Origin of the sequence: uncultured Pseudoxanthomonas sp., assembly GCF_947498795.1 — a bacterium.
In the GTDB taxonomy this organism is placed as follows: domain Bacteria; phylum Pseudomonadota; class Gammaproteobacteria; order Xanthomonadales; family Xanthomonadaceae; genus Pseudoxanthomonas_A.
Genome location: NZ_CANMLQ010000001.1, coordinates 1053372 through 1077267 on the forward strand (window position 1 = coordinate 1053372; position 23896 = coordinate 1077267).

The following is a 23896-nucleotide window of genomic DNA, read 5'->3' on the forward strand; positions in this document are numbered from 1 at the left end:
CAGGCCGGGTGAGAAAAACGCGGCTCGCCGCCCCTGATCTTGATCGGGATCAATGCGGGGCGCAGCGGCACGCCGCACGCTGGCACCTCATCCCGGAGGACACGCAGATGAAGGCGAACGTGGGTGGTTTCGACAAATGGGTACGGATCGTCGTCGGCTCGCTGCTGATCGGCTGGGCGCTGGTGGGCGGTCCGGCATGGGCATGGATCGGCGTGGTGCCGCTGGTGACGGGCCTGTTCAATGTCTGCCCGCTGTATGGGCTGCTCGGCATCAACACCTGCAGGCGGTGAGGGGCCCGTCCGCCTCGCTACCGACCGGGCGAGGAACGTGGTCTTGCTAAGCTGGTCGCCGTCCCACGACAGGCGATGACATGCACAGACGACAGTTCCTCGGATCGGCCGCGCTGGCCGCGACCTCATTGATGCTGCCGTTGGCGGCCGGCCAGCACGCTTTCGCGGCGACGCCGCGCGCGCGCCTGCTGCCGCCGCCGCTGAATCCCGGCGACACCGTCGCGCTGGTCAGTCCGTCCGGCGCGACCGACGAGCCGTTCGACCTGCAGCTCGCGCAGGAGGCGATGGAAGCGCTGGGGCTCAAGGTGAAGGTGGCGCCGCACCTGGCGTCGCGTTACGGGCATCTTGCCGGCAACGATGCCGAACGCGCGGGGGACCTCAATGCGATGTTCGCCGACCGCGGGGTCAAGGCGATCATCTGCGCCCGGGGCGGCTCCGGTGCCGCGCGCCTGCTGCCGTTGCTCGATTACGGCATGATCCGCCGCAATCCGAAGATCCTGCTCGGCTATTCCGACATCACCGCGCTGCAGAACGCCCTGCTGTCGCAGGCCGGATTGACAAGTTTCCATGGCCCCATCGGCATCGGCAGCTGGAACGCGTTCAACGCCGACCAGTTCCGCCGGGTCTTCTTCCAGCGCGAGCAGATGCAGTACGCCAACAGCGCGGACAAGGGCGACGAGCTGGTGCAACGCAGGAACCGCACGGTCACGATCACCGGCGGCAAGGCGCAGGGCGAACTGGTCGGCGGCAACCTGACGGTGCTGACCGCGCTGGCCGGCTCGCCGTACCTGCCGGATTTCGCAGGCAAGATCCTGTTCCTGGAGGATGTGTCGGAGGCGCCTTACCGCATCGACCGCATGCTCAGCACGTTGCGGTTGATGGGCGCGCTGGACAAGGTCGAAGGCATCGTCTTCGGCGAATGCACCGAATGCGACCCGGGCGGCGGCTACGGCTCGCTGACGCTTCCGCAGATCTTCGACGACTACTTCAAGCCGCTGAAGATCCCGGTCTATCGCGGCGCGATGATCGGCCACATACGGCAGCAGTTCATCGTGCCCGTGGGCGGCAAGGTGGAAATGGACGCGGACGCAGGCACGTTCCGCATGCTCGAGCCGGTGTTCGCCGCCTGAAGGCAGATGCCGGTGCCGCGTCAGTACAGCGTGAGCGGAATGCCGCGCGACGTGCGGTCACGGTAGTCCGTGCGGACATCGTGGCAGTACGGGCCGGCCATGACGAAGCGGCGGCAGATGTCCGGACGCGTGTCGTAGATCGAGCAGCACATGCGTGCCGCATCGATCGCCACGCACCAGCCCTCTTCATCGCGCGCCATCACGTGCAGGCCGGCGTCGGTGTGGGTGGTCAGGTGCGAAGGCACGCCGTCCTCGGGCTGCAGCACCACGGTCAGGCGGCAGCAGACCGCGTCGCAGCGTTCGCAGAGCGGTACCGCGGTACTCACCGGTGTCGTCCTCCGCGGAAGCGGGGCGGCGTCGATTGGCAGGGGGGCTGGAACGGATCGCGAGGCATGGAGCGCTCCCGGGGTGGCGCTCCGCCCGTGCTCGTGGCGGAAACGCATGGAGGAAAGCGCAGCGGGCGACGGTGGCGGCGGTCGGACGGGACGCGGAAGGTGCAGCGCAGCCATCGTACGCCGTGGGTCCCGCGCGTACCTGAAGCGCGCCGCCGGAACTGAACGGGCGGGTCAGGTTGCGTGCGATGCCTGCATCAGCAGGCAGTCGATGCCATCGAGGGCGATATGGATGAGCAGGCCGATGCCGAACCAGCGGGTCTTCTTCGGCAGCGCCAGCCCTGCGTAGACGAGGATGGCCGGCCAGGTGTGCAGGGGATGGAAGCCGATACTGCAGCGGCCGGGCGCATAGACCGGATCGGCGAGCAGGTGGTCCAGGTCGATGACCCACGCCGCCAGCATCCACAGCGCGGCGCGCTTCCAGTCCCTGGGCCAGCACAGCCGCGCCAGCGCCACCGGCACCAGCACGTGCAGCAGCAGGTGGAGCGGCGCACGGAGTTCGACGTCGGGCATGGCGGCGGCTCAGCGACGCGTGGCCAGCCAGCGATCGAGCTGGTTGGCGAAGCCCTGGCGATCGCGCGCGCTGAACGCGGCCGGTCCGCCGGTCTGCACGCCGGCGCCACGCAGTTCGTCCATGAAGTTCCGCATGGACAGGCGCTCGGCGATGTTGTCCGGCGTGAAGCGCTCACCGCGCGGGTCTACCGCCTGCGCGCCGTTGGCCAGCACGCGCGCGGCCAGCGGGATGTCCTGGGTCACGACCAGGTCGCCCGGGCGCGCACGCTCTGCGATGGCATCGTCGGCGACGTCGTAGCCGCCCTGTACCTGCAGGGCGCGGATGAAGCGCGAGGGCGGGGTGCGCAGCCACTGGTTGGCGACCAGGGTGACCGGCACCTGCGCGCGCTCGGCAGCGCGGAACAGGATTTCCTTCACCGGACCCGGGCAGGCATCGGCATCGACCCAGACCTGCGGGGGCGGCGCCGCCGCTTCGGTCATTCCCGGGTATCGGCCGGCGTGTCTTCCGCGCCCGCATCGGTCCGGGCCGCGTCGCGTTCGGCGCGCTTCTTGGCGTCCTTCTCTTCCTTCTTCTTCTTCTTGGCCAGCTCGCGCTGTCGTTTCTCGAAGGAGTAGTTGGGGGTCGGCATGGGCGTTCTTCCAGTGAGGGGAGGGCGTGCGGAGGCGGCCCGTACCCGTACACGATAGCCCGCAGGCGCGCTGCTGGCGAATGCGGCGCCCGCCGGCTCGCTGCGGCGCCGGCCCCTGCGCTACCATCCCGCCGTCGGCCACCCCCGGGGGACGGGTGCGGTCCCGACGTCCTTCCATGGGGTGAAGAATGCGGCGAATCCTCTGCCTGGTGCTGGCGGCCCTGGTGCTGGCCGGCTGTGCGAAACGCGTCAAGGAGACGCCGTTGCCTCCGCCCGTGGAGAGCCCGCAACCGCCGCCACCGCCACCGCCACCGCCACCGCCGCCGCCGCCGCCGCCCAGCAGCGCGGCCGAAGCGGCCGCGCGCGCCGAAGCCCAACGCCGTGCCGCCGAGGCCGAAGCGCGGGTGCGCCAGCAGCGCGATGCGACCGCGCGCGAAGCGGCCGAGCGCGAAGCGCGGGCCCGCGAGGCTGCGCAGTCGGGCCGGCCTCCGCAGCAGGACTTCGTCAACGTCGACGTGTTCTACGCCACCAACCGCGCGCCGGCGGCGGCATTCGCCTCGCTGCCCGCAGGCGATCGCTTCACGCCTTCGCTCGCGCGCCAGCTCACCTATGGCACCGCGCGCATCAGCATCCCGAAGGTCCACGTCGCGGGCGAACTGGAATCGCCCCGCTGGTACCTGCTGGAATTCAAGGAGGATCCCAAGCAGCACGTCATCCTGCAGGACGTCACCCGCTTGGATAAATCCCCTTTCTTCGCGCGCCTGTACGACCGCGTGGGCGCCTCCCGCGGACGCAATGCCTTCGTGTTCGTGCACGGGTACAACGTCAGCTTCCGCGACGCGGCCCGGCGTACGGCGCAGCTGGCGTACGACCTGCGCTTCGACGGCGCACCGGTGTTCTACAGCTGGCCTTCGCAGGCCGCGCTGTCGGGCTACTTCACCGACGAGCAGAGCATCGCGCGCTCGGTACCGTACATCGAGAACTTCCTGTCCGACCTCGCCGACCGCTCCGGCGCGCAGAACCTGTACGTGATCGGGCACAGCATGGGCACGCGCGGGCTGACCCAGGCCGTGCGCAACCTGGTCACCCGCCGGCCGGAACTGCGCGGGCGCTTCCGCGGCATCATCCTCGCCGCACCGGACATCGACGCAAAGGTATTCCGCACCGAACTGGCGCCTGCGCTGCAGCGGGCGAGTGGCCGGGTCACGCTCTACGCGTCGTCGGAGGACCTGGCGCTGAAGGCGTCCAAGCAGGTCAACCGCGGGCCGCGCGCCGGCGACACCAGCGAAGGCGTCGTGCTGGTCTCCGGCGTGGACACCATCGACGTCTCCGGCGTGGACCAGAGCGTGCTGGCGCACTCCTACTTCATGGAGTCGGACAAGGTGATGGGCGACATCCGCGAGATGTTCCGCGCGAACCAGCCCGCCGCGCAGCGCAAGCCACTGCAGTCGGTGAAGCTGGGCGCGGGCATGTTCTGGAAGATCCTGCCGCCGCCGTGAAGCGGCGGCAGGCCTTGCCGGTCACGGCAGCGTGTAAGTGACCGAGAGCTTGGCGGTCGCGCCGCGGTCGATCCACACATAGTGCGTCGCCGAGGGATTGGCGGCGAAGCGCAACTTCAGCTGCGTGCGCCCGGTGCGGTTGATCGCCGCGCGCCCGGCGGTATCGAACACGGTACTGGTCTGGTTGCCGCCGCTGAAGGCCGGCACCTGCGCGCTACTGGCGGTGGTCGTGGCGGCGGCCCAGTCCGCCGCTTCGATGGGGCATGCGCCAAGGCAGCCGCTGCGGACATCGACGACCAGCGTGTTGCCGGCGGGATTGCTCCACGGATCGCCGCTCGCGCTGCGGTAGGCCACCGTCAGCGTGGCGGACGTCACCACCGCGTTGTCCGGCAGCGATGACGTATCGAAGGAGAGCACCGCGCGATTGTGGTTGCCGTCGGTGCCGCGGCCGATCGCCAGGCCGTAGTACGCCTCCAGCGTGCCGACGGCCGGACTGCCGCCGGTGGCGCTGGCCTTCACGTAACCATCGTTGGCATCCTCGTTGTTGAACACGACCGTGACCGGCGAGCCGCCACTCGTGCCACCGATGACGGTGACGTTCACGGCAGCGGAGGTGCCGGTATTGCCGGCGAGGTCGAGCGCGCGCGCCTGCAGCACGTGCGCGCCGTTGCCGGTGCCGCCGCTGTTCCAGGCGAGGCTGTAGGGCGCGCTGGCATCGCTGCCGAGCAGCGCACCGTCCAGCAGGAAGTCCACGCGCGCCACGCCGATGTCGTCGCTGGCCGAGGCCGCCAGTGCCACCGTACCGCTGACGCTGGCGCCGTTGGCGGGTGAGGTCAGGGCGACGGTCGGCGGCGTGCCGTCCAGGTTGTCCAGGCCGAAGAAGCGGGTGATGTAGTAGCTGGAACAGAGGTTCACGTCGAGGATGTAGGCGCCCGCGGTGCCGCACTGCGTTTCGCCGCTGCCGGGATCGACCGGCGTGCCGTGGCCCATGCCGGTGATGACGTAGGTTTCGACCTTGGCATTGCCCGCCGCGTCCTTGTACACCCTGTGCGGGAAGCCGCTGACGGTGTCGGTGGCGTCGGCCACGGTATCGATGCCGTGCACGTCGGCCCACTGCTCCAGGCTCTCGGTGAGGTTGGCCGGGCGCACGACGTAGTCGGCATCGCCATGCCAGATCGACACGATCGGCCAGGGCCCGGTCCAGCTGCTGGCAGCACGTACCTTCGCGCCCCATTGGGCAGGGCTCAGGTCGCTGCCAGGGTTCATGCAGCTGAACGCCGCGCTCTGGCTCGTCGCACAGCGGTAGGGCAGGCCCGCCACGATCGCGCCCCCGGCAAAGACGTCGGGGTAGGTCGCCAGCATCACCGAGGTCATCGCGCCACCCGCGGACAAACCGGTGACGTAGACGCGCGCGGGATCGATCGCATGGTCGGCGATCATGCGGTCGACCATCTGCTTGATCGACAGCGGTTCGCCCTGGCCGCGCGCCGTGTCCGCCGTCTCGAACCAGTTGAAACAGCGGCTGCTGTTGTTGCCGGTCTGCTGCTCGGGCAGCAACAGGGCGAAACCGAAGCGGTTGGCGAGCAACTCCCAACCCGTCTCGGCATCGTAGTTGGACGCGGACTGCGCGCAGCCGTGCAGGGCGACCACCAGCGGCGCATCCGCGGGCAGCCCCGCGGGAACGTACTTGTGCATGCGCAGGTTGCCCGGATTGCTGCCGAAGCCGGTGACTTCGGTCAACGCCAGTGCCGGACTGCTGGCCACCACCAGCAACAGGGAAGCGAGCAACAGGCCCGCGCGACGGGACGGGATGAGCGGGACGGGACGACACAGCAGCGCAGCGATCGACATCGACGGCACCTCCGGTGTGAAGTGCCGGCAGTGGGCCACAGCGCTTCCGGCCGGGACATTGGCCAAAGGGGAAAGCTGCAGCGCACCATCGCCACGGCGTGATGGCGGTCGCGCCGTACGCACGGCGTGGGCAGCCCGGCCCTGTCCGCTCCCGCCACGTCGCCGCGTTGGGCCTGAGTGCAAGCCCGCGCATCGCGCGAGGGCGCGTTCATGGAGAACGGAACATGGCCATCCGCACGATGATGTCGGCACTGCTCGTGGTTGCCTGCGGGCAGGCGTTCGCCGCGCCCCCTTCCGACGAACTGCTGCGGAAGGGGGCGCCCGTCGTCGACAGGGTGTCGCTGCTGTGCCTGCAGCAGCCGGCGCGCTGCCCGCGCTTCGCGCACAACATCACGGTGCCTGCGCATGCGCTGTCGCGGTCGACGTTCGGCACGTTCGACGTGCACACGCGCGGCGTGAACTGGACGGGAAACACCGGGGCGATGTCGTTCACGATGCGTCGTCCCGACGATTTCACCGGCACACGCATCCGCCTGCGCTTCCTCTTTGAAATCACCGACGATGCGGGCGGCGACCTGCAGTTCGTGGTCACGCCGGTCACGCTGAAGCACGGCAGCGGCTTCGAGACCTACGCGAGCTATGGCACGCCGCTGGTGGCGGTGCCGGAGTCCCCGACGATCATGCAGGAGAGCACCGTGATCGTGACCGACACCAACGGCATCGATCCCGACGGCCCGTGGTGGTACTTCGAGATAAACCGGCAGGGCACCTACGCAGGACGGCTTCGACTCTACGCCGTCGCACTGGAGTACTGATGCAGCGCGTCAGCGACGCACGGCCATGACGCCGTCCAGCGCCCGCTGTGCCCGGAAGCCGGCTTTCTCCAGCCGTTTCAGCACTTCGCCGGGCACGTCGCGCCCGCTGGTCAGCTTGTTGGGACTGCCGGTGTAGTGGAACAGGGCGCCACCACGGCGCGCCACGCGCGCGAGCTGATCGTAGAACGCCTGCGAGTACAGTTCGCCGGCGATGCCGAAGCGGGGCGGATCGTGCAGCAGGGCATCCACCGACGCATCCGGCACCTGCGCGATCGCCTGCGACACATCGGCATGGAACAGCTGCAGGCGACCTGCGGCGGCCGCATCGTCCGGATCCGGTGACCAGGGGTTCAGCGTGCGCAGCCACAGCACGTCCGCATTCTTCTCGAACGACAGGATGCGCGCGGCGCCGGCCTCCAGGCAGCACGCGGCGAAATAACCCAGGCCACCACAGGTATCGAGCACGGTCTTTCCCTTCGGCTCGACCAGGGCGACCTTGCGGCGCGCATCGTCCAGCGGCGATGCCTTCGAGGTCGGCAGCATCTTGATGCCGTCGATCTCGAACGTCGGCACCCCCCACTCGGTGGGCACGAGCTTGATCAGCGACCCCGCATAGCGCGACACCGGCGCGAAGTCCTCGCCGTCCCACCCGTACAGCGTGCGGTCCTTGAGTCTGCCTGGATACGGGTACGCGACGCCGTGCCAGCGCCAGCCGTCGGCCTCCAGCCATGCCTCGTCCTGCGAACGGCCGAGGTCGAGCGAGCCCGGCCAGCGGGTGTCGCCGCGCTCGCGGGCGGCGAGCAGGGCAGCGGCGGTGTCGCGGGTGAGCAGGGGGCCGGCGTAGCGGGGCATCGGGCATTCATGCGGGAGACGTCGCGCCATTTTCACCGCGTTGGCGCGAAGAGGACAGTGCGCGGGAGGCGACGGACCCGCTGGTATAGTGCGGCCCCCGATATTCCATGCCATCGTCGCCATGACCACCCTCGAACGCTTCCATCCCATCGGTACGCCTGGCAAGCCCTGGGGCGCGGCGGAAAAGGCGCAGTGGCGCGGGCAGCAGCGCGTGCGGCGGCGTTACGTCGACGATGTCGTGGTGGCGGTCGACGCCCTGCGCGACCGCTTCGACGTGCAGCAGTATGGAACGCTCGACTACGGCCCCGGCGAACGCTATCCGCTGTTCGCCGTCCGCAGCCGCGACTGGAACGACGAACTGCCGACGATGCTGGTGACCGGCGGCGTGCACGGCTACGAGACCAGTGGCGTGCATGGGGCGCTGCAGTTCCTGGAGCAGCGCGCCGGAGGTTACGCCGGCAAGGCCAATCTGCTGGTCGTGCCTTGCGTGAGCCCGTGGGGCTACGAGCGCATCCATCGCTGGAACGCCGATGCGCTGGACCCGAACCGTTCCTTCCGGGCCGACAGTCCGGCCCAGGAATCCGCCGCGCTGATCGACCTGGTCGCACCGCTCAGGACGCGCGTGCGGATGCATATCGACCTGCACGAGACCACCGACAGCGACGAGACCGAATTCCGTCCCGCGCTGGCCGCGCGCGACGGCAAGCCTTACGAGCCGGGCGAGATCCCGGACGGCTTCTACCTGGTGGACGACAGCGAGCGCCGCCAGCCCGACTTCCAGCGTGCGGTGATCGCCGCGGTCGCGGCGGTGACGCATATCGCGCCGGCCGATGCGAAGGGCGAGATCATCGGTTCGCCGGTCGTCGCCGAAGGTGTGATCGAGTATCCGGTCACTTCGCTGGGTTTGTGTACCGGCATCACCGATGCGCGCTACACCACCATCACCGAGGTGTACCCGGACAGCCCCAAGGCCACGCCACAGCAGTGCAACGATGCGCAGGTGGCGGCCGTGGCGGCGGCGATCGACTACGCGCTGGCGCACGGTTGATGCGGCGCCGGTGCGCCCCCATTCCTGTTCGTGAAATCCCGTTGTCGGTGGCGGCGTAAGCTGGCCTGGCAACCGAGATCCGCGAGGAGACCACCATGGCAACCGGATGGGCCGGCGACGGCGCCGTGCAGGACCAGATCGATGCGACCGTGAAGGATGGCATCGAGCGCGCACGCCGCGCGTTGCCGACGGGTCCCAGCCTGACCCACTGCGAGGCGTGCGAGAAACCCATTCCCGCCGCGCGGCGGAAAGCCGTGCCGGGTGTCCGCCTGTGCGTCGCCTGCCAGGAAGCGGCCGACCAGGAAGAGCACGGTGCCGGCCTGTACAACCGCCGCGGCAGCAAGGACAGCCAGCTGCGCTGAGCGACGGTCCGGCTGCCGGCGCCGACGTCTTCACATCGGTTTCCGCGGGCGCTGCACACGATGGACGCCCCTCGTTCCGCGCAGGCACGCCATGGCACGCCCCATCTGGACCGGCACGCTGTCCTTCGGCCTCCTCAACATTCCGGTCTCGCTGATGTCCGGCGAGCGCAAGGTGGACATCAGCTTCCGCATGCTCGACTCGCGCGACAAGAAGCCGATCCGCTTCGAGCGCGTCAACGCCGAGACCGGCGAAGAGGTGCCGTGGAAGGACATCATCAAGGCCTTCGAGTACGACAAGGGCAGCTACGTGGTGGTCGAGAAGGAAGACATCGCTTCCGCTGCACCGCAGACGCACGAGTCGGTGGACGTCGAAGCGTTCGTGGACCGGGAGGAGATCGGCCTGAGGTTCTTCGAGAAGCCCTACATCCTCGTGCCGGGGAAGAAGGCCGAAAAGGGTTACGTGCTGCTGCGCGACACGCTGGCGAGCACCGGCAAGGCCGGCGTGGCGCGGGTGGTGATCCGTACGCGCGAATACCTGTGCGCGGTTGTACCGGAAGGCGATGCGCTGGTCCTGCTGATGTTGCGCTACCCGCAGGAACTGGTTGATCCGGAGGAGTACAAGCTGCCGGGCGGAAAGGCGGCCGACTACCGCATCACGGCGAAGGAGCGCGAGATGGCCGAGACCCTGATCGCCTCGATGTCGGCACCGTGGACGCCGGACGACTACCAGGATGAATTCCGCAAGCGCCTGGAAGCCATCATCAAGAAGCGCATCAAGTCGCGCGGGGCCACCACGAAGATCGTGGAGGACGACGTGGAACACGAGGACGCCACCACCAACGTGGTGGATTTCATGGCCCTGCTGCAGAAGAGCCTGGACAGCAAGAAGCGCACGCCTGCGAAGAAGGCCGCGACGAAGAAGGCGGCGCAGGGGAAGCCTGCCCGCAAAACCGCGAAGGCCGCCAAGAAGCGTCCTGCCAAGCGCGCACGCAAGGCGGCGTCGCGCTGACGCATGGCGACAGGCAGGCGCGTCGTGCCAGTGGACGGCGTCGGCACGGGCGCCAGCGGGCGCGCCTGCCTTTACGTGCTCCCCTGCGCCTACGAGGACCACGCCAAACTCGGCATCGCGACCGATCCGCTGGCGCGGATGCAGGCGTTTTCGCCGCGTTACTACGCGTTCTTCGACCTGGATCGCGGCTGGCTGGCGGAGGCCGGCAGCCTCCGCGAAGCCCGTGCCTGGGAAACGCGCTGGAAGCGTGCGCTGCGCGACCATGCCGCACCGCCGCCGCTGCAGGTGCCCGCACAGGCGGCCGGCCACACGGAGTGGTTCCGGGGTGCCCTGTCGATACTCGATGAGGCGCGATATGAGCTGGCATCGCAGGGCTTCGTCGTGCACGCGCCCATGCGTGCGTGGATCGCGCGCCGCCTGCGGGAACAGCGTGAGCGCTTGCACAGCGGCGAACAAGCGGCGGTCGCGCATTTCGGGGCGCCCGATGCCTGGCCGGCCGCCGCGGCGTGGCCGCCGCTGGCACGCTTGCGCGACGCACTCGATGCGTACGCCGCGCTCGGGATAGACCTGGATGATGCGATGTCGCCCTCGCTCCACGCGTGGCTGGCGCGCAATACCCTCTTGTCGCGGTGAGGGCGGGTTGGCTGCGTCCTTGCACGCCCCGTTGACGGTGCGCGCGGCATAACAGCGGCCGAGGACCGCCATGAGCCTGCAGGAATACCGTCGCAAACGCCGCTTCGATCGCACGCCGGAACCGTCAGCGGATGGGCGTCGCGCGCGTGGCGCGAGGCCCCTGTTCGTGGTGCAGCTTCACCATGCTAGCCATCGTCACTACGACTTCCGCCTGCAGGTGGGCGACACGCTGAAGAGCTGGGCGGTCCCGAAGGGGCCCAGTCTGGATCCCGCGGTGAAGCGGTTGGCTGCCGAGGTGGAAGACCATCCGATCAACTACGCCGACTTCGAGGGCGATATCCCGAAAGGCCAGTACGGGGGCGGCCACGTGGCCACCTTCGATCGTGGCGTGTGGACCACGGACGGCGATGCGGAAGCGCAACTGGCCAAGGGTCACCTGCGCTTCCGCCTGTTCGGCGACAAGTTGAAGGGTGGCTGGCACCTGGTGCGCACGCAGACGCCGTCGCGCAGGCCGCAGTGGTTGCTGTTCAAGGAGCGCGACGACCATGCGGGTACGCACGAGGCGGACGATCTTCTGCAGGACGTGGTACCACCTTCAGGCGCGACGTCTTCCCGCGTCGCGGGCCGCGCACGCAAGCGTGTAGCGTCGGTCGCGAAGGCCAGCCATCGGTGGGCCAAGCGCGCGGCCCGGCTAGATGGTGCGCGCGCAAGCCGCCAGCATGCGGGATTCCGTGCTCCGCAGCTGGCGAAGCTGCAGGCGCACGTGCCGGAAGGGGATGCCTGGCTGCACGAGGCCAAGTGGGATGGCTATCGCCTGATCGCGCAGATCAGCAAGGGCAACGTCCGCCTCTGGTCCCGCAACGAGATCGAATGGACGGCACGCGCGCCTGACATCGTCGCGGCGCTGCGCGCGCTGGCACTGGACGACGCCGTACTGGATGGAGAACTGGTGGCCGGTGCGGGCAGGCAGGAGGATTTCGGCCTGCTGCAGGCGACCCTGTCCGGCGAGAAGAACGCAACCCTGTCCTACGTGATCTTCGACATCCTGCAGGTCGATGGCGTGGACCTGATGCGCAGCCCGCAGTACCAGCGCAAGGCGCTGCTGGCGGAAATCCTGAAGTCGCCGCCGGACCGCCTGGTCTACAGCTCGCATATCGTGGGGCGGGGAGACGAGGCGCTGGCGATGGCACTGGAGCGGGGACTAGAAGGCATCATCAGCAAGCGCGCCGACGCGCCCTACCACGGCGGACGCGGGGACAGCTGGCGGAAGGTGAAGCAGCGCGCATCGGAGGAATTCGCGGTCGTCGGGTTCACGGCGCCGAAGGGCAGTCGCAGCGGTCTGGGTGCGCTGCTGCTGGCGTTGCCCGACGGTGCGAACGGCTGGCGCTACGCGGGACGGGTGGGAACCGGATTCAGTCGCGACCTGCTCGACGCGTTGGCCGCGCAGTTGGCACCGCGCGTGCGCCGCACCCCGACGGCGCGCGTCGAGGTCGACGATCCGGAACTGCGGCGCGCGCGCTGGGTGACGCCGACCCTGGTGGCCGAGGTGTTCCATCACGGGCTGGGCAACCAGGGCCTGCTGCGGCAATCCTCCCTGAAGGCGATAAGGCGCGACAAGCGGCCCTCGGACCTGCGCGGAACGCCCCCGTTACGACGCGCAAAGGACACGACGATGCCGGCGACCGATGCTTCCCGCAGTACCGATGCGCAGCCGGTCGCACTGTCGCACCCCGAACGCGTGGTATTCCCCGACAGTGGCATCACCAAACGTCAGGTCTTCGATTATTACCGTGCGATGGCACGATGGCTGCTTCCGGAAATCGAGGGTCGCCCGTTGTCGGTCGTCCGTTGTCCGCAGGGCGCAGGCCGGCCGTGCTTCTTCCAGAAGCACCATACACCGGGCATGGAGCGCGTCGACGTGGTGCCGCTGGAAGAAGAGGGTAGCGCACGCGCGGACTATCTGGTGGTGCACGATGAGGCCGGGCTGCTCGAACTGGCGCAGTTCAACGCGATCGAATTCCATCCATGGGGCGCGCATGCGCAGGCCCCCGAGCTGGCGGACCGCGTCGTGTTCGACCTCGACCCCGGACCCGATGTGGCGTGGGGTCGCGTGGTGGCCGCCGCCCGGCAAGTGCGAACGCTGTTGCGTGCGCTCGGACTGGCCTCCTACGTGCGCACGTCCGGAGGTAAGGGCCTGCACGTCGTGGTGCCGCTGAAGCCGGCGTGTCCGTGGACCCGGGTGAAGGACTTCGCGCACGCGTTCGCCGAATCCATGGCGGCGGCCGATCCGCTCGCCTATGTCGCGACCGCGACCAAGAAATTCCGCAAGGGACGCATCTTCATCGATTACCTCCGCAATGGCCGGGGTGCGACCAGCGTGGCATCGTTCTCGCTGCGCGCACGCGAAGGCGCGCCGGTGGCGATGCCCTTGCGCTGGGAGGAGCTGGGTCGCCTGAAGGGGGGAGACGCCTATACCCTGGCGTCCGCCCCGCGTCGCATGGCGCGCCTGGGCGACCATCCATGGGGGGATTACGCGCGCAGGAAGCAGGATCTCACCGCAATCGCCGCAGCGCTGGCGTCGAAGACCGGCGCCAAGACGAAAACAAAAACGAAAACAAAAGCGAAAACGAAGAAGCGCTAGCGACGGGCATGTGCGGCCTGTTGCACGCTGGCGCACAGCGGAACAAGAAAAGCCCCGCTTCCGCGGGGCTCTTGTCGGGGAGGCAGCCGATGGATCAGCTGGCGTGCTTCAGGACCTGCTTGCGGTCGCGCATCACGTTGTGGCACTCGCGGACGCTGGGCAGCAGGGCTTGGGCTTCCGCACGCGCGGTCGCCGGGGTGTCCTCGTCATTGATCGTCTCATTGAACGCCTTCAGCAGGCGGTCTTCGGACTCTTCCAGTTCGGCCACGTAGCCGTAGGTGGTGTCGCCCAGCGTGGCGCGTACCTTGCCGTAGAACTGCTGCATGCTGCCGACCAGCGTGCCGTGTTCGGCAGGCTTGCCGCCGGTGGACGCAACGACCGCGCTAAGGCGCGCCACGATGTCCTGCTTCACACCGGCGATGCGCGTGAACAGCGCGGCCAGTTCGGCATCCTTCACCTTGCCTGCGGCTTCGGTGTAGAAGCCGTGGCCGTCGCGCGCGATCTCGATCAGGTCATTGAGGCTGTGCTGGATCTTCTTCTGCGTATCCATGGGGGAAACTCCAAGGGGAAAAGGGAACGGGGCCTGATGCCCTCGTGCTTCCAAGGTCGCCGAATGGCGATCAACATCGCGTGACCGCGAAGATGAAGCGTTCACCAATGTGGTCGGGGCGAGAAGCGCTTGTCATGCCGGCGTGATAGCGGCCATGCGCATGGACCTGCTCAAGTTGTGCGCCTCGCCGCCGATAGGATGAGGTCGAACATGCCCACGAAGGCAGGTCCCTGTGCCGCTGCTTGCGAAAATGACGGGATGGTGGAAACGCGAGGCTCCGGCCGCGCGCCCGGCGTCCCCGGTCGCGCCCGCCGGAGACCTTCCGGCAGGCGCTGTTGCGTCGCCTGCGGTCGCGCGCGACTGGGCCGGGCCGCTGCTCCGGCTGGCGGGACTGGATGCGGCATTGCCGCCGGTACCCGACGACAGTGAGCCCATCATCGCCGCGGCGCGGCAGGCGCTGAAACGCTTCGTCACGGATCCCCAGCGGCTGCCGCGGCGACCGCAGCTGCTGCCACAACTGTTGAGCACGCTGAACGACGCCGACGCGTCGAGTCGCGACATCGCCGAGATCATCGGGCGCGACCCCGCGCTCGCGGCCAACCTGCTGAAGCTGGCCAACAGTGCGCTGTATCGCCGCCACGAAGCGCCGGTCGAGAGCCTGGACCGGGCGGTCGCGATGGTCGGCGTGGATGGCCTTCGCCATCTGGTCGCGGTCGCGCTGATGCAGCCGGTGATGCGCGTGGAGGGCGGCGTCTTCGGGCGTTTGCCGGACCTGATCTGGGATCACACGCAGCGCACGGCCTTGATCGCGGCGCAGGCGGTGCGGCCGGGCGGACGCGAGGACGTCTTCGCTGCCCAGCTGCTGGCCCTGCTGCAAGGCCTGGGTGCCGTCGTGGTCGTGCAGGTGCTGCGGGATGCCTGCGCGGCGACGAAGGGCTCGTTGCCTCCTGCGGACGTGGTCGCGGGCCTGCTGCACCGCTGGGCGCCACGGGTGGGGCAGGCCGTCGCCCGCGAGTGGGATCTGTCCGCACGGCTGATGCAGGCGCTCGACGAGCAGGGTGCCGGCGATACCGCGGCGATGGGTTCGCTGGCCCGCGGTCTTGCCCTTGCGGCACCCCAGGCAAGCGGGGCGATGGAAGCGCCGCAGGTGGCCGACGCTGCCTGAGCCCGTGTCGCGGATGCCTTGTCAGGCGGGCAGCGTCTCCGCCTGCGGGACGAAGAGCCGGTCTGCCGGCACCGGTTCACCCATCAGGTAGCCCTGGTAAAGATCGCACCCCAGCTGCCGCAGGTGCTGTTGCTGGCCGGTCGTCTCCACGCCCTCCGCCACCACCCGCAGGTTGAGCGTCTTGCCCAGCGCGATGATCGACGCCACGATCGCGACATCTTCGGCATTGGTTTCCAGTTCGCGGACGAACGCGCGATCGATCTTCAGTTCCGACGCCGGCAGCCGCTTCAGGTAGAGCAGGCTCGAATAGCCGGTGCCGAAGTCGTCGATGGAGATCTTCACCCCCATCCGCGTGAGTTCCTCGAGGATGCCGAGGCTGGCGTCGGCATCGCGCATCGCGGTGGTCTCGGTGATTTCCAGGGTGAGGCAGGCCGGCTGCACCCCATGCCTTTCCAGCGCACCGGCGACGGTGTCGACCAGGGTCGGCGAGGAGAACTGCAACGGAGACAGGTTGATCGCCACATGGGCGATGTCGTGGCCCTGCTCGCGCCACGCGCGCATCTGGCGGCAGGCATCGTTTAGCACCCAGTCGCCGAGTGCGAGGATCAGGCCGCTACGTTCGGCGGCGGGAATGAAGGCGCCCGGCGGCAGCAGGCCCGGTTCCGGGTGCTGCCATCGCAGTAGGGCCTCGGCGCCGACCATGCGGTAGTCCGGCGCCGCGAACTTCGGCTGGTAGTGCAGCACCAGCTCGCCGCGATCGACCGCACGGCGAAGATCGTTCAGCAGCTTCACCTGCTGGTGGGCGCTGATGTTCATCGTGGGCGCGAAGAAGGTGTAGCCGTTCCGGCCATTGTCCTTGGTGTGGTACATCGCGGCGTCGGCATGCGCCATGAGTTCGCGTTCGTCTTCGCCATCGGACGGATACAGCGCGATGCCCATGCTCGCGGTGACATGCAGCTCGACGCCGTGGACCTGCAGGGCCATCGCGCCCACCGCATCGATGATGCGCTGCGCCACCATGGCCGCGTCATCCGGGTCGGTGCCGGCCACGACCAGGACGAATTCGTCGCCGCCGAGCCGGGAGAGGGTGTCCGGCCCACGCAGCAGGCCGCGCACGCGTGCCGCGACCTCCACCAGCAGGGTGTCGCCGGCTTGGTGGCCGTAGGCGTCGTTGATGCCCTTGAAACCGTCGAGGTCGAGGAACATGACGGCGAACTGCTCGCGCTTGCGCCTGGCCTTCTCGATGGCCTGGTCGATCCGGTCCTGCAGCAGGATGCGGTTGGGCAGGCGGGTGAGGGGGTCGTGCAGGGCGGCCTGCACCAGTTCCTCGTTGGCACGTGCGAGCGAGTGCGCCAGATGGTGGGTACGCGCATGCATCTGCCGGTCGAGCACCGACACGATCAGCGCGATGCCCATGATGGCGACCGTCGCGACGACCACGAGGATCGCCAGCCACTGCGCCGGCACGCCGCCGTCCCGGGCCGCCCCGCACCAGCTGTCGGCCGGGAATCGCGCCGCCGCCATGCCGGTGTAGTGCATGCCGACGATGGCGAAGCCCATCACCACGGCGGCGAGCGCGCGCAGCGCGTACTTGCGGCGGCCGCCGCTGCGCAGGTGGAACGCGATCCACAGCGCCGCGCCGGAGGCCGCGACCGCGATGGCGATCGACAGGGTGAACCAGCCGGCGTGGTACTCGATGCCGGGCTGCATCTGCAGCGCCGCCATGCCGATGTAGTGCATCAGTGCGATGCCCGTCCCCATCAGCACCGCGCCCAGCAGCAATCGGCGATGCGGCAACTGCGGCCGCGACACCAGCCAGAGCGCGAAGGCCGAGGATCCGATCGCGGCCAGCATCGAGCAGACGGTGAGGGCCAGGTCGTAGCCCAGCGGAATGGGCAGGTGGAACGCCAGCATGCCGACGAAATGCATCGACCAGACGCCGAGGCCCATCGCGAACGCGCCACCGGCCAGCCACCAGCGTGCGGCCGTGCCGTGCGTGGTCGCGACACGACCCGCCATGTCGAGGGCGGTATAGGACGCGAGGATGGCGACCAGCAGGGAAGAGAGAACGAGGATCTCGTTGTACGTGCCGGTCATGGGGTGGGGCGTTACCCGGGGATGCGAGCGTATCGACAATTACTAGCGGCCTCGCGCGGCCAGTCTTGAGGGTGGCGGGACGCAACGAGGCGCTCGCAGGCACACGCCTTGCATCTGCCCGGACGCTGGCGCAGTGGGACGCGGTTGCTGGAGCATGCCGCCTGTGGCCGTTACCATGCCGCACCAGCAGGGGGCGTCGATGCGCCTCCGATCGAGGTTGGATCGTGCATGTCGGGGAGGTCCCTCCGTGAGGCGGGGCTGACATGCGTGGCCAGGGGACGGCAGCCTTCGGGGGTGCCGTGATGCGATGCACCTTCACGTTTTCCAGGGGTCCACATGTCCACTCTTTCCGGCGCCGCGCGCCGCGTCCGCCTGCTCGGCCGCCTGTTCGGCGTCATGGTGTTGGCGGGCATGGCCGCCATGGCCACGCATGCCGGCGCCGCGACGCTGACGTTCACCAGCGACGCCGGACTGGGGGATGGTGTTGCATCGGATGGTGATGGCGGCAGCGGCGATATCGTCGGTCTCGATATCCAGGTCTACAACATCGCCAACACGGCGGGATCGAACTTGGGTGCGATCCACTGGCGCGACAACACCTGGCTCTTCAGCGGCGACGGCAGCTATTCCGCCGTGACGTACGACGATGGCGCCAACGGCGCCGCGAAGGGCATGGCCATCCGTTCCGCAGGCGGCGCCGAATTCAAGTTGACGTCCTTCCGCTACTACAACTGGGGCGAGACGCAGTCGGTAACGAATACCGTCGTGGGTTACCGGGACGGCGTGCAGGTCGCGTCGACGACGTTCGAAGGGTATGCGCCCAGCGGCATTCCGATGACCATCGCACTGGGCAATGCGTTCGAGTACGTCGACGACGTCCGCATGTACGTGTCCGCGGGTGGAGCTCTGGGCGGGACCGGTACCTGGCATTCGATGAACAACATCGTCATCGATCCTGCGGTACCCCCCGATGCCACGCCGCCTGCCGTCACCTCGGTCAGCTCCAGCACGGCCAACGGCACCTACAAGATCGGCGACGTCGTCAGCATCCAGATAGGTTTCAACGAGAACGTGCTGGTCACCGGCACGCCGCAGCTGACGCTGGAAACGGGCGCCACCGATCGCACGGTCAACTATGCCAGCGGCAGCGGCACCGGTACGCTGACGTTCACCTACACGGTTCAGGCGGGCGATGTCTCGACCGACCTGGATTACGTCTCGACCAGCGCACTGGCGCTCAATGGCGGTTCGATCCGCGATGCGGCCAGCAACAACGCGGTGCTGACGCTGGCCTCTCCCGGCACGGCCAACTCGCTGGGCGCCAACAAGAACCTCGTCATCGACGGCACCGCGCCATCGGTCGCCTCGGTGACATCGTCGACCGCCAACGGGACGTACCGGATCGGCGATGTCATCAGCGTGCAGGTGAACTTCAGCGAGGTGGTCACCGTCTCCGGGACTCCGCAGCTCACCCTCGAAACGGGTGCCACCGACCGCACCACCACCTATGCCAGTGGCAGCGGCACCAGCACCCTCAGCTTCAGCTACACCGTCGTGTCGGGCAACGCCAGCGCCGACCTGGATTATGTGTCCACGTCGGCTCTGGCATTGAATGGCGGAACCATCCGCGACGCCGCCGGCAACAATGCGACGCTGACGCTGGCAGCGCCCGGCGCCGCCAATTCGCTGGGCGCCAACAAGAACCTGGTCATCGACGGCGTCGCGCCGTCGGTCTCCGGCATCGCGGTCAGCGGATCGCCTGCGTCGACCGATACCAGCATGGCCTTCACGGTCACCTTCAGCGAACCCGTCGTGAACGTTTCCACCGATGACTTCACCCTGGTCGGTACGGGATCTGCGACAGGCACGATCGCCAGCGTGTCGGCCTCCAGCGGCAGTTCGATCGACGTCGGCATCGCGTCGATCACCGGCAACGGCACCCTCAAGATCAACCTCAACGGCAGCACCAACGTCACCGACAATGCCGGCAACAGCATTGCGGCCTACAGCGGCGGCAGCACCCATACGGTCGCCATTCCGACGGCCCCTGCGGCGCCCACCATCGGCACGGCGACCGCCGGCGATGGCCAGGCAACGGTGACGTTCACCGCGCCCGCCAATGGTGGATCGGCGATCACGACCTACACCGCGACCGCCAGCCCCGGCGGCGCCACCGGTACCTGTGCCGGACCGGCCGAATGCGTGATCACGGTGGGGTCGCTCACCAACGGCACGGCCTACACCTTCACTGTCACGGCGACGAATGCCATCGGCACGGGGTCGGCATCGGGGGCCTCGAACAGCGTCACGCCGAAAGCGGACCAGGTCATCACCTTCGCGCAACCGGGCAACTACAACGTCGGCGCAACGCCGACGTTGACCGCGAGCTCGGACTATGCGCTGGGTGGCGCGACCGGCCTGGCCATCGCTTTCAGTTCGTCCACCACCAGCGTGTGCACGATCACCACGGGCGGTGCGCTGACCTTCGTCGCGGCCGGCACGTGCACCATCGATGCCGACCAGGCCGGCAACGCGTCGACGAATGCGGCGAGCACGGTCACCCGCAGCTTCACCGTCAATGCGGTGGTGCCCGGCGCGCCGACCATCGGCACGGCCAGTGCGGGCAACCAGCAGGCGACCATCACCTTCACCGCGCCGTCCAGCACGGGTGGAAGCGCGATCACCGGCTACACCGTCACGGCGAATCCCGGCGGAAGCACCGGGACGGGGTCAGGCTCGCCGATCACCGTCACCGGTCTGACCAACGGCGTGAGCTACACCTTCACCGTGACGGCGACCAACAGTGCCGGCACCGGCGCCGCCTCGGCCGCTTCCAACGCGATCCAGCCTGCGGCGCCGCAGACCATCACGTTCGCCAATCCCGGCGCGCAGAACTTCGGTACCAGCCCGGATCTCCGCATCCTCAACGGCGGCGCGTCCGCCACATCCGGACTGGACGTGACCTTCACGTCGTCGACCCAGGGCGTGTGCACGGTCTCGTCCGAGGGCGTGCTGACGTTCGTCTCCGCGGGCACCTGCACGATCAATGCGGACCAGGCCGGTGACGGCAGCTACCTGGCGGCGACGCAGGTGAGCCGCTCGTTCACCGTCAATGCGGTGATACCGGGTGCGCCGACGTCGGTCGTGGCCACCGCGGGCGACACGCAGGCCGGCGTGGCGTTCGTGGCGCCGACCAACACCGGCGGAACGGTGATCAGCGGCTACATCGTCAGTGTGACCCCGAACGATGTAGCGCCTGTCAGCGGCGCCAGCTCGCCCATCGTGGTGACTGGACTGACCAACGGGGTGAGCTACACCTTCACCGTGGAGGCGGAAAACGTGGCGGGCGTGGGACCGGCGTCCTCGTCGTCGAATGCGATCACGCCGGCGGCGACGCAGACGATCACCTTCAACAACCCCGGCGCGCAGAACTTCGGTACCACGCCGACGCTGACGGCGACGTCGGATTCCGGCCTGACGCCGACGTTCACCTCGTCGACCACCGGGGTCTGCACGATCACCACCGGCGGCGCGCTGACGTTCGTCACGTCCGGCACCTGCACCATCAACGCCGACCAGGCGGGCGACGGCAGCTACCTCGCGGCGACGCAGGTCACCCGCTCGTTCACGGTCAACGCCGTGTTGCCGGGTGCTCCGACCATCGGGACGGCAGCGATGGCCGCGCCGGGCGAGTTCGATGTCGCGTTCACCGCGCCGGTGAGCAGTGGCGGCGCCCCGATCACCGGCTACACCGTGACCGCGAGTCCGGGCGGTGCGACGGCGACGGGCACGGGCAGTCCGGTCCGCTTCACCGGTCTCACGCCGGGCACCAGCTATACCTTCACCGTACGCGCGACCAACAGCGTCGGCATGGGCGCGGCATCGGCCGCCTCGAACGCGGTCACGCCGATGCCGGCGCTGACCGTGGGTCCGGCGAGCGTGTCGCTGCCCTACAACGCGCCCGCCGCGCCGGTGACACTGCCGATCACCGGCACGCCCGACTCGGTGGCTGTGGATACCGCGCCGTCGCACGGCACCGCGACGGTGAACGGCACCACGATCACCTACCAGCCGACGCCGGGGTATGCCGGCCCGGATAGCTTCACGTACACCGCGACCGACGCGTACCAGACCACCGCGGCAGCGCTGGTCAGCATTACGGTGGCCCCGCCCAGCGTGGTGCTGGACGCGACGAATCCGCCCAATGGCATCGGCGGCGCGGCATACGCGCACGCTTTCATCGCCAGCGGCGGCGCATCGCCCTATGTGTTCGACGTGGTGGGAGGCGCGCTGCCGGACGGCGTGAGCCTGGGATCGGACGGACGTCTCGTCGGTACGCCGACCGTGGCAGGCAGCTTCACGGTGACCGTGCGCGCGACCGACAGCAGTACCGGCACCGGTCCGTTCACCGCGCAGCGCCAGTACACGCTGCAGGTGGCGGCGCCGCAGATCCTGTTCTCGCTGTCGGCACTGCCGCAGGGGACGCATGCGAGTGCGTTCGACCAGACACTGTCGGTCAGTGGCGGCACCGCGCCTTACGCCTATGCGGTGACGGCGGGCCAACTGCCCCAAGGGGTGACGCTGAGCGCCGCCGGCGTGTTGGCGGGTACGCCGACGCAGGCCGGCCGCTTCGCGTTCACCGTCGAAGTCCGCGATGCCAATGGCTTCACCGCTGCACAGCCGTATGAGCTGGTCGTCGCGCAGGCGGCGCAGGCGATCTCCGGCTTCGCCGCCACTCCGGCGACCCCGGTGTTCACTCCGGACGGCACGTTCTCCGTGGCGGCCGCGGGCGGTGCATCGGGCAACGCGGTGGTCTTCGCCAGCGCCACGCCCCAGGTCTGCGCAGTCAGCGGTTCGACCGTCACCATGCGCGCAGTCGGCCGTTGCAGCCTGACCGCGGACCAGGCGGGCGATGCCAACCACCAGGCCGCACCGCAAGTGCGGCTTGATGTCGACATCGCCGCGGCGGTGCCGACGCTGGTGTGGCCGGAAACGCTGCGGAAGGTATATGGGGAGCCGGCATTCGACCTGGCCAACCCGCAGAGCCCCAGCAGCGGCGCGTTCACCTTCGCCAGCAGCGATCCCGCCGTGGCCAGCATCAGCGGGCGTACGGTGACGCTGCACGCGGAAGGGGAGACGGTCATCACCGCCACGCAGGCCGCGGCCGGCAACTACGCCGCTGCCAGCGTGGAGATGCGCCTGCAGGTGGAGGTGCGGCCCGATCCCACGCGCGATGCGGGCGTGGTGGGCCTGTTGCAGGCGCAGGTGGATGCCAGCGTGCGCTTCGCCAACGTACAGCAGTCCAACATCCGCGACCGCCTGCGCCAGGTGCGCAGCGGTGCGAACGGTTCCAGCAACAGCGTGACGCTCGCGTATGCCGGCGACGAGGATCGCCAGGGGCTTTCGGTGCCGGTAGGCCAGGCGACCGGCCAAGCGTGGCCGGCGCTGCCGCAGGGGTGGGGCGGCTGGGCCTCGGGCACCGCGACGTTCGGCAAGCGGGGCGGGGCGGGTGGCTACGACGTCCAGACCGACGGCATCACGGTGGGTGCGGACCGCGCGTTCGGCGAGCATCTGCTGGTGGGCGTGGCCGGCAGCCTGGCGCGCAACGACAGCGACCTGGACGGCAACGCCTCGCGGCTGAAGGCGGACCAGCGTTCGCTTGCGCTGTATGGCCTGTGGCGCAGCGGCGAACACGTCTTCGTGGATGCGATGCTCGCCACCGGACGGCTGGACTTCGACCTGCGTCGCTGGAGCGAGGACGCCGACGCCACGGCGACGGCGGTGCGCGATGGCGAACAGTGGTTCGGTTCGCTGGCACTGGGCTATGAGCACCGCAGCGATCGTATGACCCTCACCGGCTACGGTCGCCTCGATGCGAGTCGCACCACGCTGGACGCGTATCGCGAACACGGACTGGATATCTATGATCTGGCGTACCGCCGGCAGGTGGTCGAGAACCGGGCGCTGGCACTGGGCCTGGAGGGCAGTTACCAGCCAGGCGGCGCGAATGGCCGCTACCGACCGTTCTGGAGCCTCGAATACCGCCAGGCGATCGAGGACAGGGGCGATGCCACGATGAACTACGTGGTCTGGCCGCATCCGACCGACTATCGACTGGACCTGCAGAGCTACAACGACGACGCCCTGTCGCTGGCGGCGGGCGTGGACATGAAACTGCGCCGCGGCTGGTTGCTGTCGTTGCTGTTCGGTCACGAACAGGCGAGCGGCGGCACGCAGGGGAGCAGCATCGGCCTGCGCCTGTCGTATGGCCAGCCGTCGAGCGGCGGCTTCGTACGGGACGACGGCACGATGGCGAGCGAGGAGGCACGTCGTTGCGGACGACGCTGTGCCGGTAACGCGAACGCCGACGCATCGCGCTGATCGCCCCCGTGGTCCTGCGGCCTCCACGACGCCCGGCGA

19 protein-coding genes are annotated in these 23896 nt (G+C 68.8%); 11 read left to right on the top strand and 8 right to left on the bottom strand.

What is annotated here, in order from left to right; translation table 11 throughout:
• Positions 1–107: 107 nt before the first annotated feature.
• The gene (locus Q0907_RS05165) at positions 108–290 is read left to right on the top strand and encodes a DUF2892 domain-containing protein (RefSeq protein ID WP_296278283.1); all 183 of its coding nucleotides are present in this window, start codon (positions 108–110) and stop codon (positions 288–290) included.
• A gap of 80 nt (positions 291–370) precedes the next feature.
• Positions 371–1420: an LD-carboxypeptidase gene (locus tag Q0907_RS05170; protein WP_299342231.1), complete on the top strand. Its 1050-nt coding sequence runs from the start codon at positions 371–373 to the stop codon at positions 1418–1420.
• Positions 1421–1440: 20 nt separating this feature from the next.
• Here the strand turns inward: Q0907_RS05170 and Q0907_RS05175 are convergent, their stop codons facing one another.
• The 4 genes from Q0907_RS05175 to Q0907_RS05190 form a co-directional block, all read right to left on the bottom strand.
• The gene (locus tag Q0907_RS05175) at positions 1441–1782 is read right to left on the bottom strand and encodes a YkgJ family cysteine cluster protein (RefSeq protein ID WP_296278306.1); all 342 of its coding nucleotides are present in this window, start codon (positions 1780–1782) and stop codon (positions 1441–1443) included.
• A gap of 204 nt (positions 1783–1986) precedes the next feature.
• Positions 1987–2325, bottom strand: coding sequence for a DUF6122 family protein (locus tag Q0907_RS05180; protein ID WP_296278281.1), 339 nt, complete (start codon positions 2323–2325; stop codon positions 1987–1989).
• A gap of 9 nt (positions 2326–2334) precedes the next feature.
• Complete coding sequence (locus Q0907_RS05185) at positions 2335–2805, bottom strand: YaiI/YqxD family protein (RefSeq protein ID WP_299342234.1); 471 nt, start codon at positions 2803–2805, stop codon at positions 2335–2337.
• Positions 2802–2954, bottom strand: coding sequence for a hypothetical protein (locus Q0907_RS05190; RefSeq protein ID WP_296278279.1), 153 nt, complete (start codon positions 2952–2954; stop codon positions 2802–2804). The genes Q0907_RS05185 and Q0907_RS05190 overlap by 4 nt, the downstream gene beginning before the upstream one ends.
• 188 nt (positions 2955–3142) lie before the next feature.
• Between Q0907_RS05190 and Q0907_RS05195 the strand changes: the two genes are divergently transcribed.
• Positions 3143–4453, top strand: coding sequence for an alpha/beta fold hydrolase (locus Q0907_RS05195; RefSeq protein ID WP_299342237.1), 1311 nt, complete (start codon positions 3143–3145; stop codon positions 4451–4453).
• 21 nt (positions 4454–4474) lie between these two features.
• On the opposite strand, the gene Q0907_RS05200 is transcribed toward Q0907_RS05195, so the two are convergent.
• Positions 4475–6304: a PHB depolymerase family esterase gene (locus tag Q0907_RS05200; RefSeq protein ID WP_299342240.1), complete on the bottom strand. Its 1830-nt coding sequence runs from the start codon at positions 6302–6304 to the stop codon at positions 4475–4477.
• 224 nt (positions 6305–6528) lie between these two features.
• On the opposite strand from Q0907_RS05200, the gene Q0907_RS05205 reads away from it, so the two are divergent.
• Complete coding sequence (locus Q0907_RS05205; RefSeq protein ID WP_299342242.1) at positions 6529–7119, top strand: hypothetical protein; 591 nt, start codon at positions 6529–6531, stop codon at positions 7117–7119.
• 9 nt (positions 7120–7128) lie between these two features.
• Here Q0907_RS05205 and Q0907_RS05210 read toward each other — a convergent pair whose 3' ends face one another.
• Complete coding sequence (locus Q0907_RS05210) at positions 7129–7971, bottom strand: MnmC family methyltransferase (RefSeq protein ID WP_299342246.1); 843 nt, start codon at positions 7969–7971, stop codon at positions 7129–7131.
• A 121-nt stretch (positions 7972–8092) separates the two neighbouring features.
• Here Q0907_RS05210 and Q0907_RS05215 point away from each other — a divergent pair, with 121 nt between their 5' ends.
• From Q0907_RS05215 to ligD, 5 genes are all read left to right on the top strand, one after another.
• A complete protein-coding gene (locus Q0907_RS05215; RefSeq protein ID WP_299342249.1) occupies positions 8093–9019 on the top strand; it encodes a M14 family metallocarboxypeptidase in 927 nt (308 codons plus the stop codon).
• Between the two features lie 95 nt (positions 9020–9114).
• Positions 9115–9381: a DksA/TraR family C4-type zinc finger protein gene (locus Q0907_RS05220; RefSeq protein WP_296278272.1), complete on the top strand. Its 267-nt coding sequence runs from the start codon at positions 9115–9117 to the stop codon at positions 9379–9381.
• A 91-nt stretch (positions 9382–9472) separates the two neighbouring features.
• Positions 9473–10390 (top strand): Ku protein, encoded by a 918-nt coding sequence (locus Q0907_RS05225; protein ID WP_296278271.1) that lies wholly within the window; start codon positions 9473–9475, stop codon positions 10388–10390.
• A 3-nt stretch (positions 10391–10393) separates the two neighbouring features.
• Entirely contained in the window at positions 10394–11023 is a 630-nt protein-coding gene (locus Q0907_RS05230; protein ID WP_299342266.1) for a GIY-YIG nuclease family protein, read from the top strand.
• Positions 11024–11093: 70 nt separating this feature from the next.
• The gene (ligD, locus tag Q0907_RS05235) at positions 11094–13664 is read left to right on the top strand and encodes a DNA ligase D (protein WP_299342268.1); all 2571 of its coding nucleotides are present in this window, start codon (positions 11094–11096) and stop codon (positions 13662–13664) included.
• 94 nt (positions 13665–13758) lie between these two features.
• On the opposite strand, the gene Q0907_RS05240 is transcribed toward ligD, so the two are convergent.
• Complete coding sequence (locus tag Q0907_RS05240; protein ID WP_296278268.1) at positions 13759–14214, bottom strand: PA2169 family four-helix-bundle protein; 456 nt, start codon at positions 14212–14214, stop codon at positions 13759–13761.
• A gap of 250 nt (positions 14215–14464) precedes the next feature.
• Here Q0907_RS05240 and Q0907_RS05245 point away from each other — a divergent pair, with 250 nt between their 5' ends.
• On the top strand, positions 14465–15379 hold the full coding sequence (locus tag Q0907_RS05245; RefSeq protein WP_299342272.1) for an HDOD domain-containing protein: 915 nt from the start codon (positions 14465–14467) through the stop codon (positions 15377–15379).
• A gap of 21 nt (positions 15380–15400) precedes the next feature.
• On the opposite strand, the gene Q0907_RS05250 is transcribed toward Q0907_RS05245, so the two are convergent.
• Positions 15401–17476 carry a bifunctional diguanylate cyclase/phosphodiesterase gene (locus Q0907_RS05250; RefSeq protein ID WP_299342275.1) on the bottom strand — a complete coding sequence of 692 codons (2076 nt, stop codon included), beginning with the start codon at positions 17474–17476 and terminating at the stop codon, positions 15401–15403.
• Positions 17477–17812: 336 nt separating this feature from the next.
• Here Q0907_RS05250 and Q0907_RS05255 point away from each other — a divergent pair, with 336 nt between their 5' ends.
• On the top strand, positions 17813–23857 hold the full coding sequence (locus Q0907_RS05255; RefSeq protein ID WP_299342278.1) for an autotransporter domain-containing protein: 6045 nt from the start codon (positions 17813–17815) through the stop codon (positions 23855–23857).
• Positions 23858–23896 lie beyond the last annotated feature (39 nt).

Excerpts from the sequence above, each read along its gene's own strand:
- Q0907_RS05165 (WP_296278283.1), top strand. The coding sequence starts at position 108 with ATGAAGGCGAACGTGGGTGGTTTCGACAAATGGGTACGGATCGTCGTC.
- Q0907_RS05170 (WP_299342231.1), top strand. The coding sequence starts at position 371 with ATGCACAGACGACAGTTCCTCGGATCGGCCGCGCTGGCCGCGACCTCA.
- Q0907_RS05180 (WP_296278281.1), bottom strand. The coding sequence starts at position 2,325 with ATGCCCGACGTCGAACTCCGTGCGCCGCTCCACCTGCTGCTGCACGTG.
- Q0907_RS05185 (WP_299342234.1), bottom strand. The coding sequence starts at position 2,805 with ATGACCGAAGCGGCGGCGCCGCCCCCGCAGGTCTGGGTCGATGCCGAT.
- Q0907_RS05190 (WP_296278279.1), bottom strand. The coding sequence starts at position 2,954 with ATGCCGACCCCCAACTACTCCTTCGAGAAACGACAGCGCGAGCTGGCC.
- Q0907_RS05195 (WP_299342237.1), top strand. The coding sequence starts at position 3,143 with ATGCGGCGAATCCTCTGCCTGGTGCTGGCGGCCCTGGTGCTGGCCGGC.
- Q0907_RS05200 (WP_299342240.1), bottom strand. The coding sequence starts at position 6,304 with ATGTCGATCGCTGCGCTGCTGTGTCGTCCCGTCCCGCTCATCCCGTCC.
- Q0907_RS05205 (WP_299342242.1), top strand. The coding sequence starts at position 6,529 with ATGGCCATCCGCACGATGATGTCGGCACTGCTCGTGGTTGCCTGCGGG.
- Q0907_RS05210 (WP_299342246.1), bottom strand. The coding sequence starts at position 7,971 with ATGCCCCGCTACGCCGGCCCCCTGCTCACCCGCGACACCGCCGCTGCC.
- Q0907_RS05215 (WP_299342249.1), top strand. The coding sequence starts at position 8,093 with ATGACCACCCTCGAACGCTTCCATCCCATCGGTACGCCTGGCAAGCCC.
- Q0907_RS05220 (WP_296278272.1), top strand. The coding sequence starts at position 9,115 with ATGGCAACCGGATGGGCCGGCGACGGCGCCGTGCAGGACCAGATCGAT.
- Q0907_RS05225 (WP_296278271.1), top strand. The coding sequence starts at position 9,473 with ATGGCACGCCCCATCTGGACCGGCACGCTGTCCTTCGGCCTCCTCAAC.
- Q0907_RS05230 (WP_299342266.1), top strand. The coding sequence starts at position 10,394 with ATGGCGACAGGCAGGCGCGTCGTGCCAGTGGACGGCGTCGGCACGGGC.
- ligD (WP_299342268.1), top strand. The coding sequence starts at position 11,094 with ATGAGCCTGCAGGAATACCGTCGCAAACGCCGCTTCGATCGCACGCCG.
- Q0907_RS05240 (WP_296278268.1), bottom strand. The coding sequence starts at position 14,214 with ATGGATACGCAGAAGAAGATCCAGCACAGCCTCAATGACCTGATCGAG.
- Q0907_RS05245 (WP_299342272.1), top strand. The coding sequence starts at position 14,465 with ATGACGGGATGGTGGAAACGCGAGGCTCCGGCCGCGCGCCCGGCGTCC.
- Q0907_RS05250 (WP_299342275.1), bottom strand. The coding sequence starts at position 17,476 with ATGACCGGCACGTACAACGAGATCCTCGTTCTCTCTTCCCTGCTGGTC.
- Q0907_RS05255 (WP_299342278.1), top strand. The coding sequence starts at position 17,813 with ATGTCCACTCTTTCCGGCGCCGCGCGCCGCGTCCGCCTGCTCGGCCGC.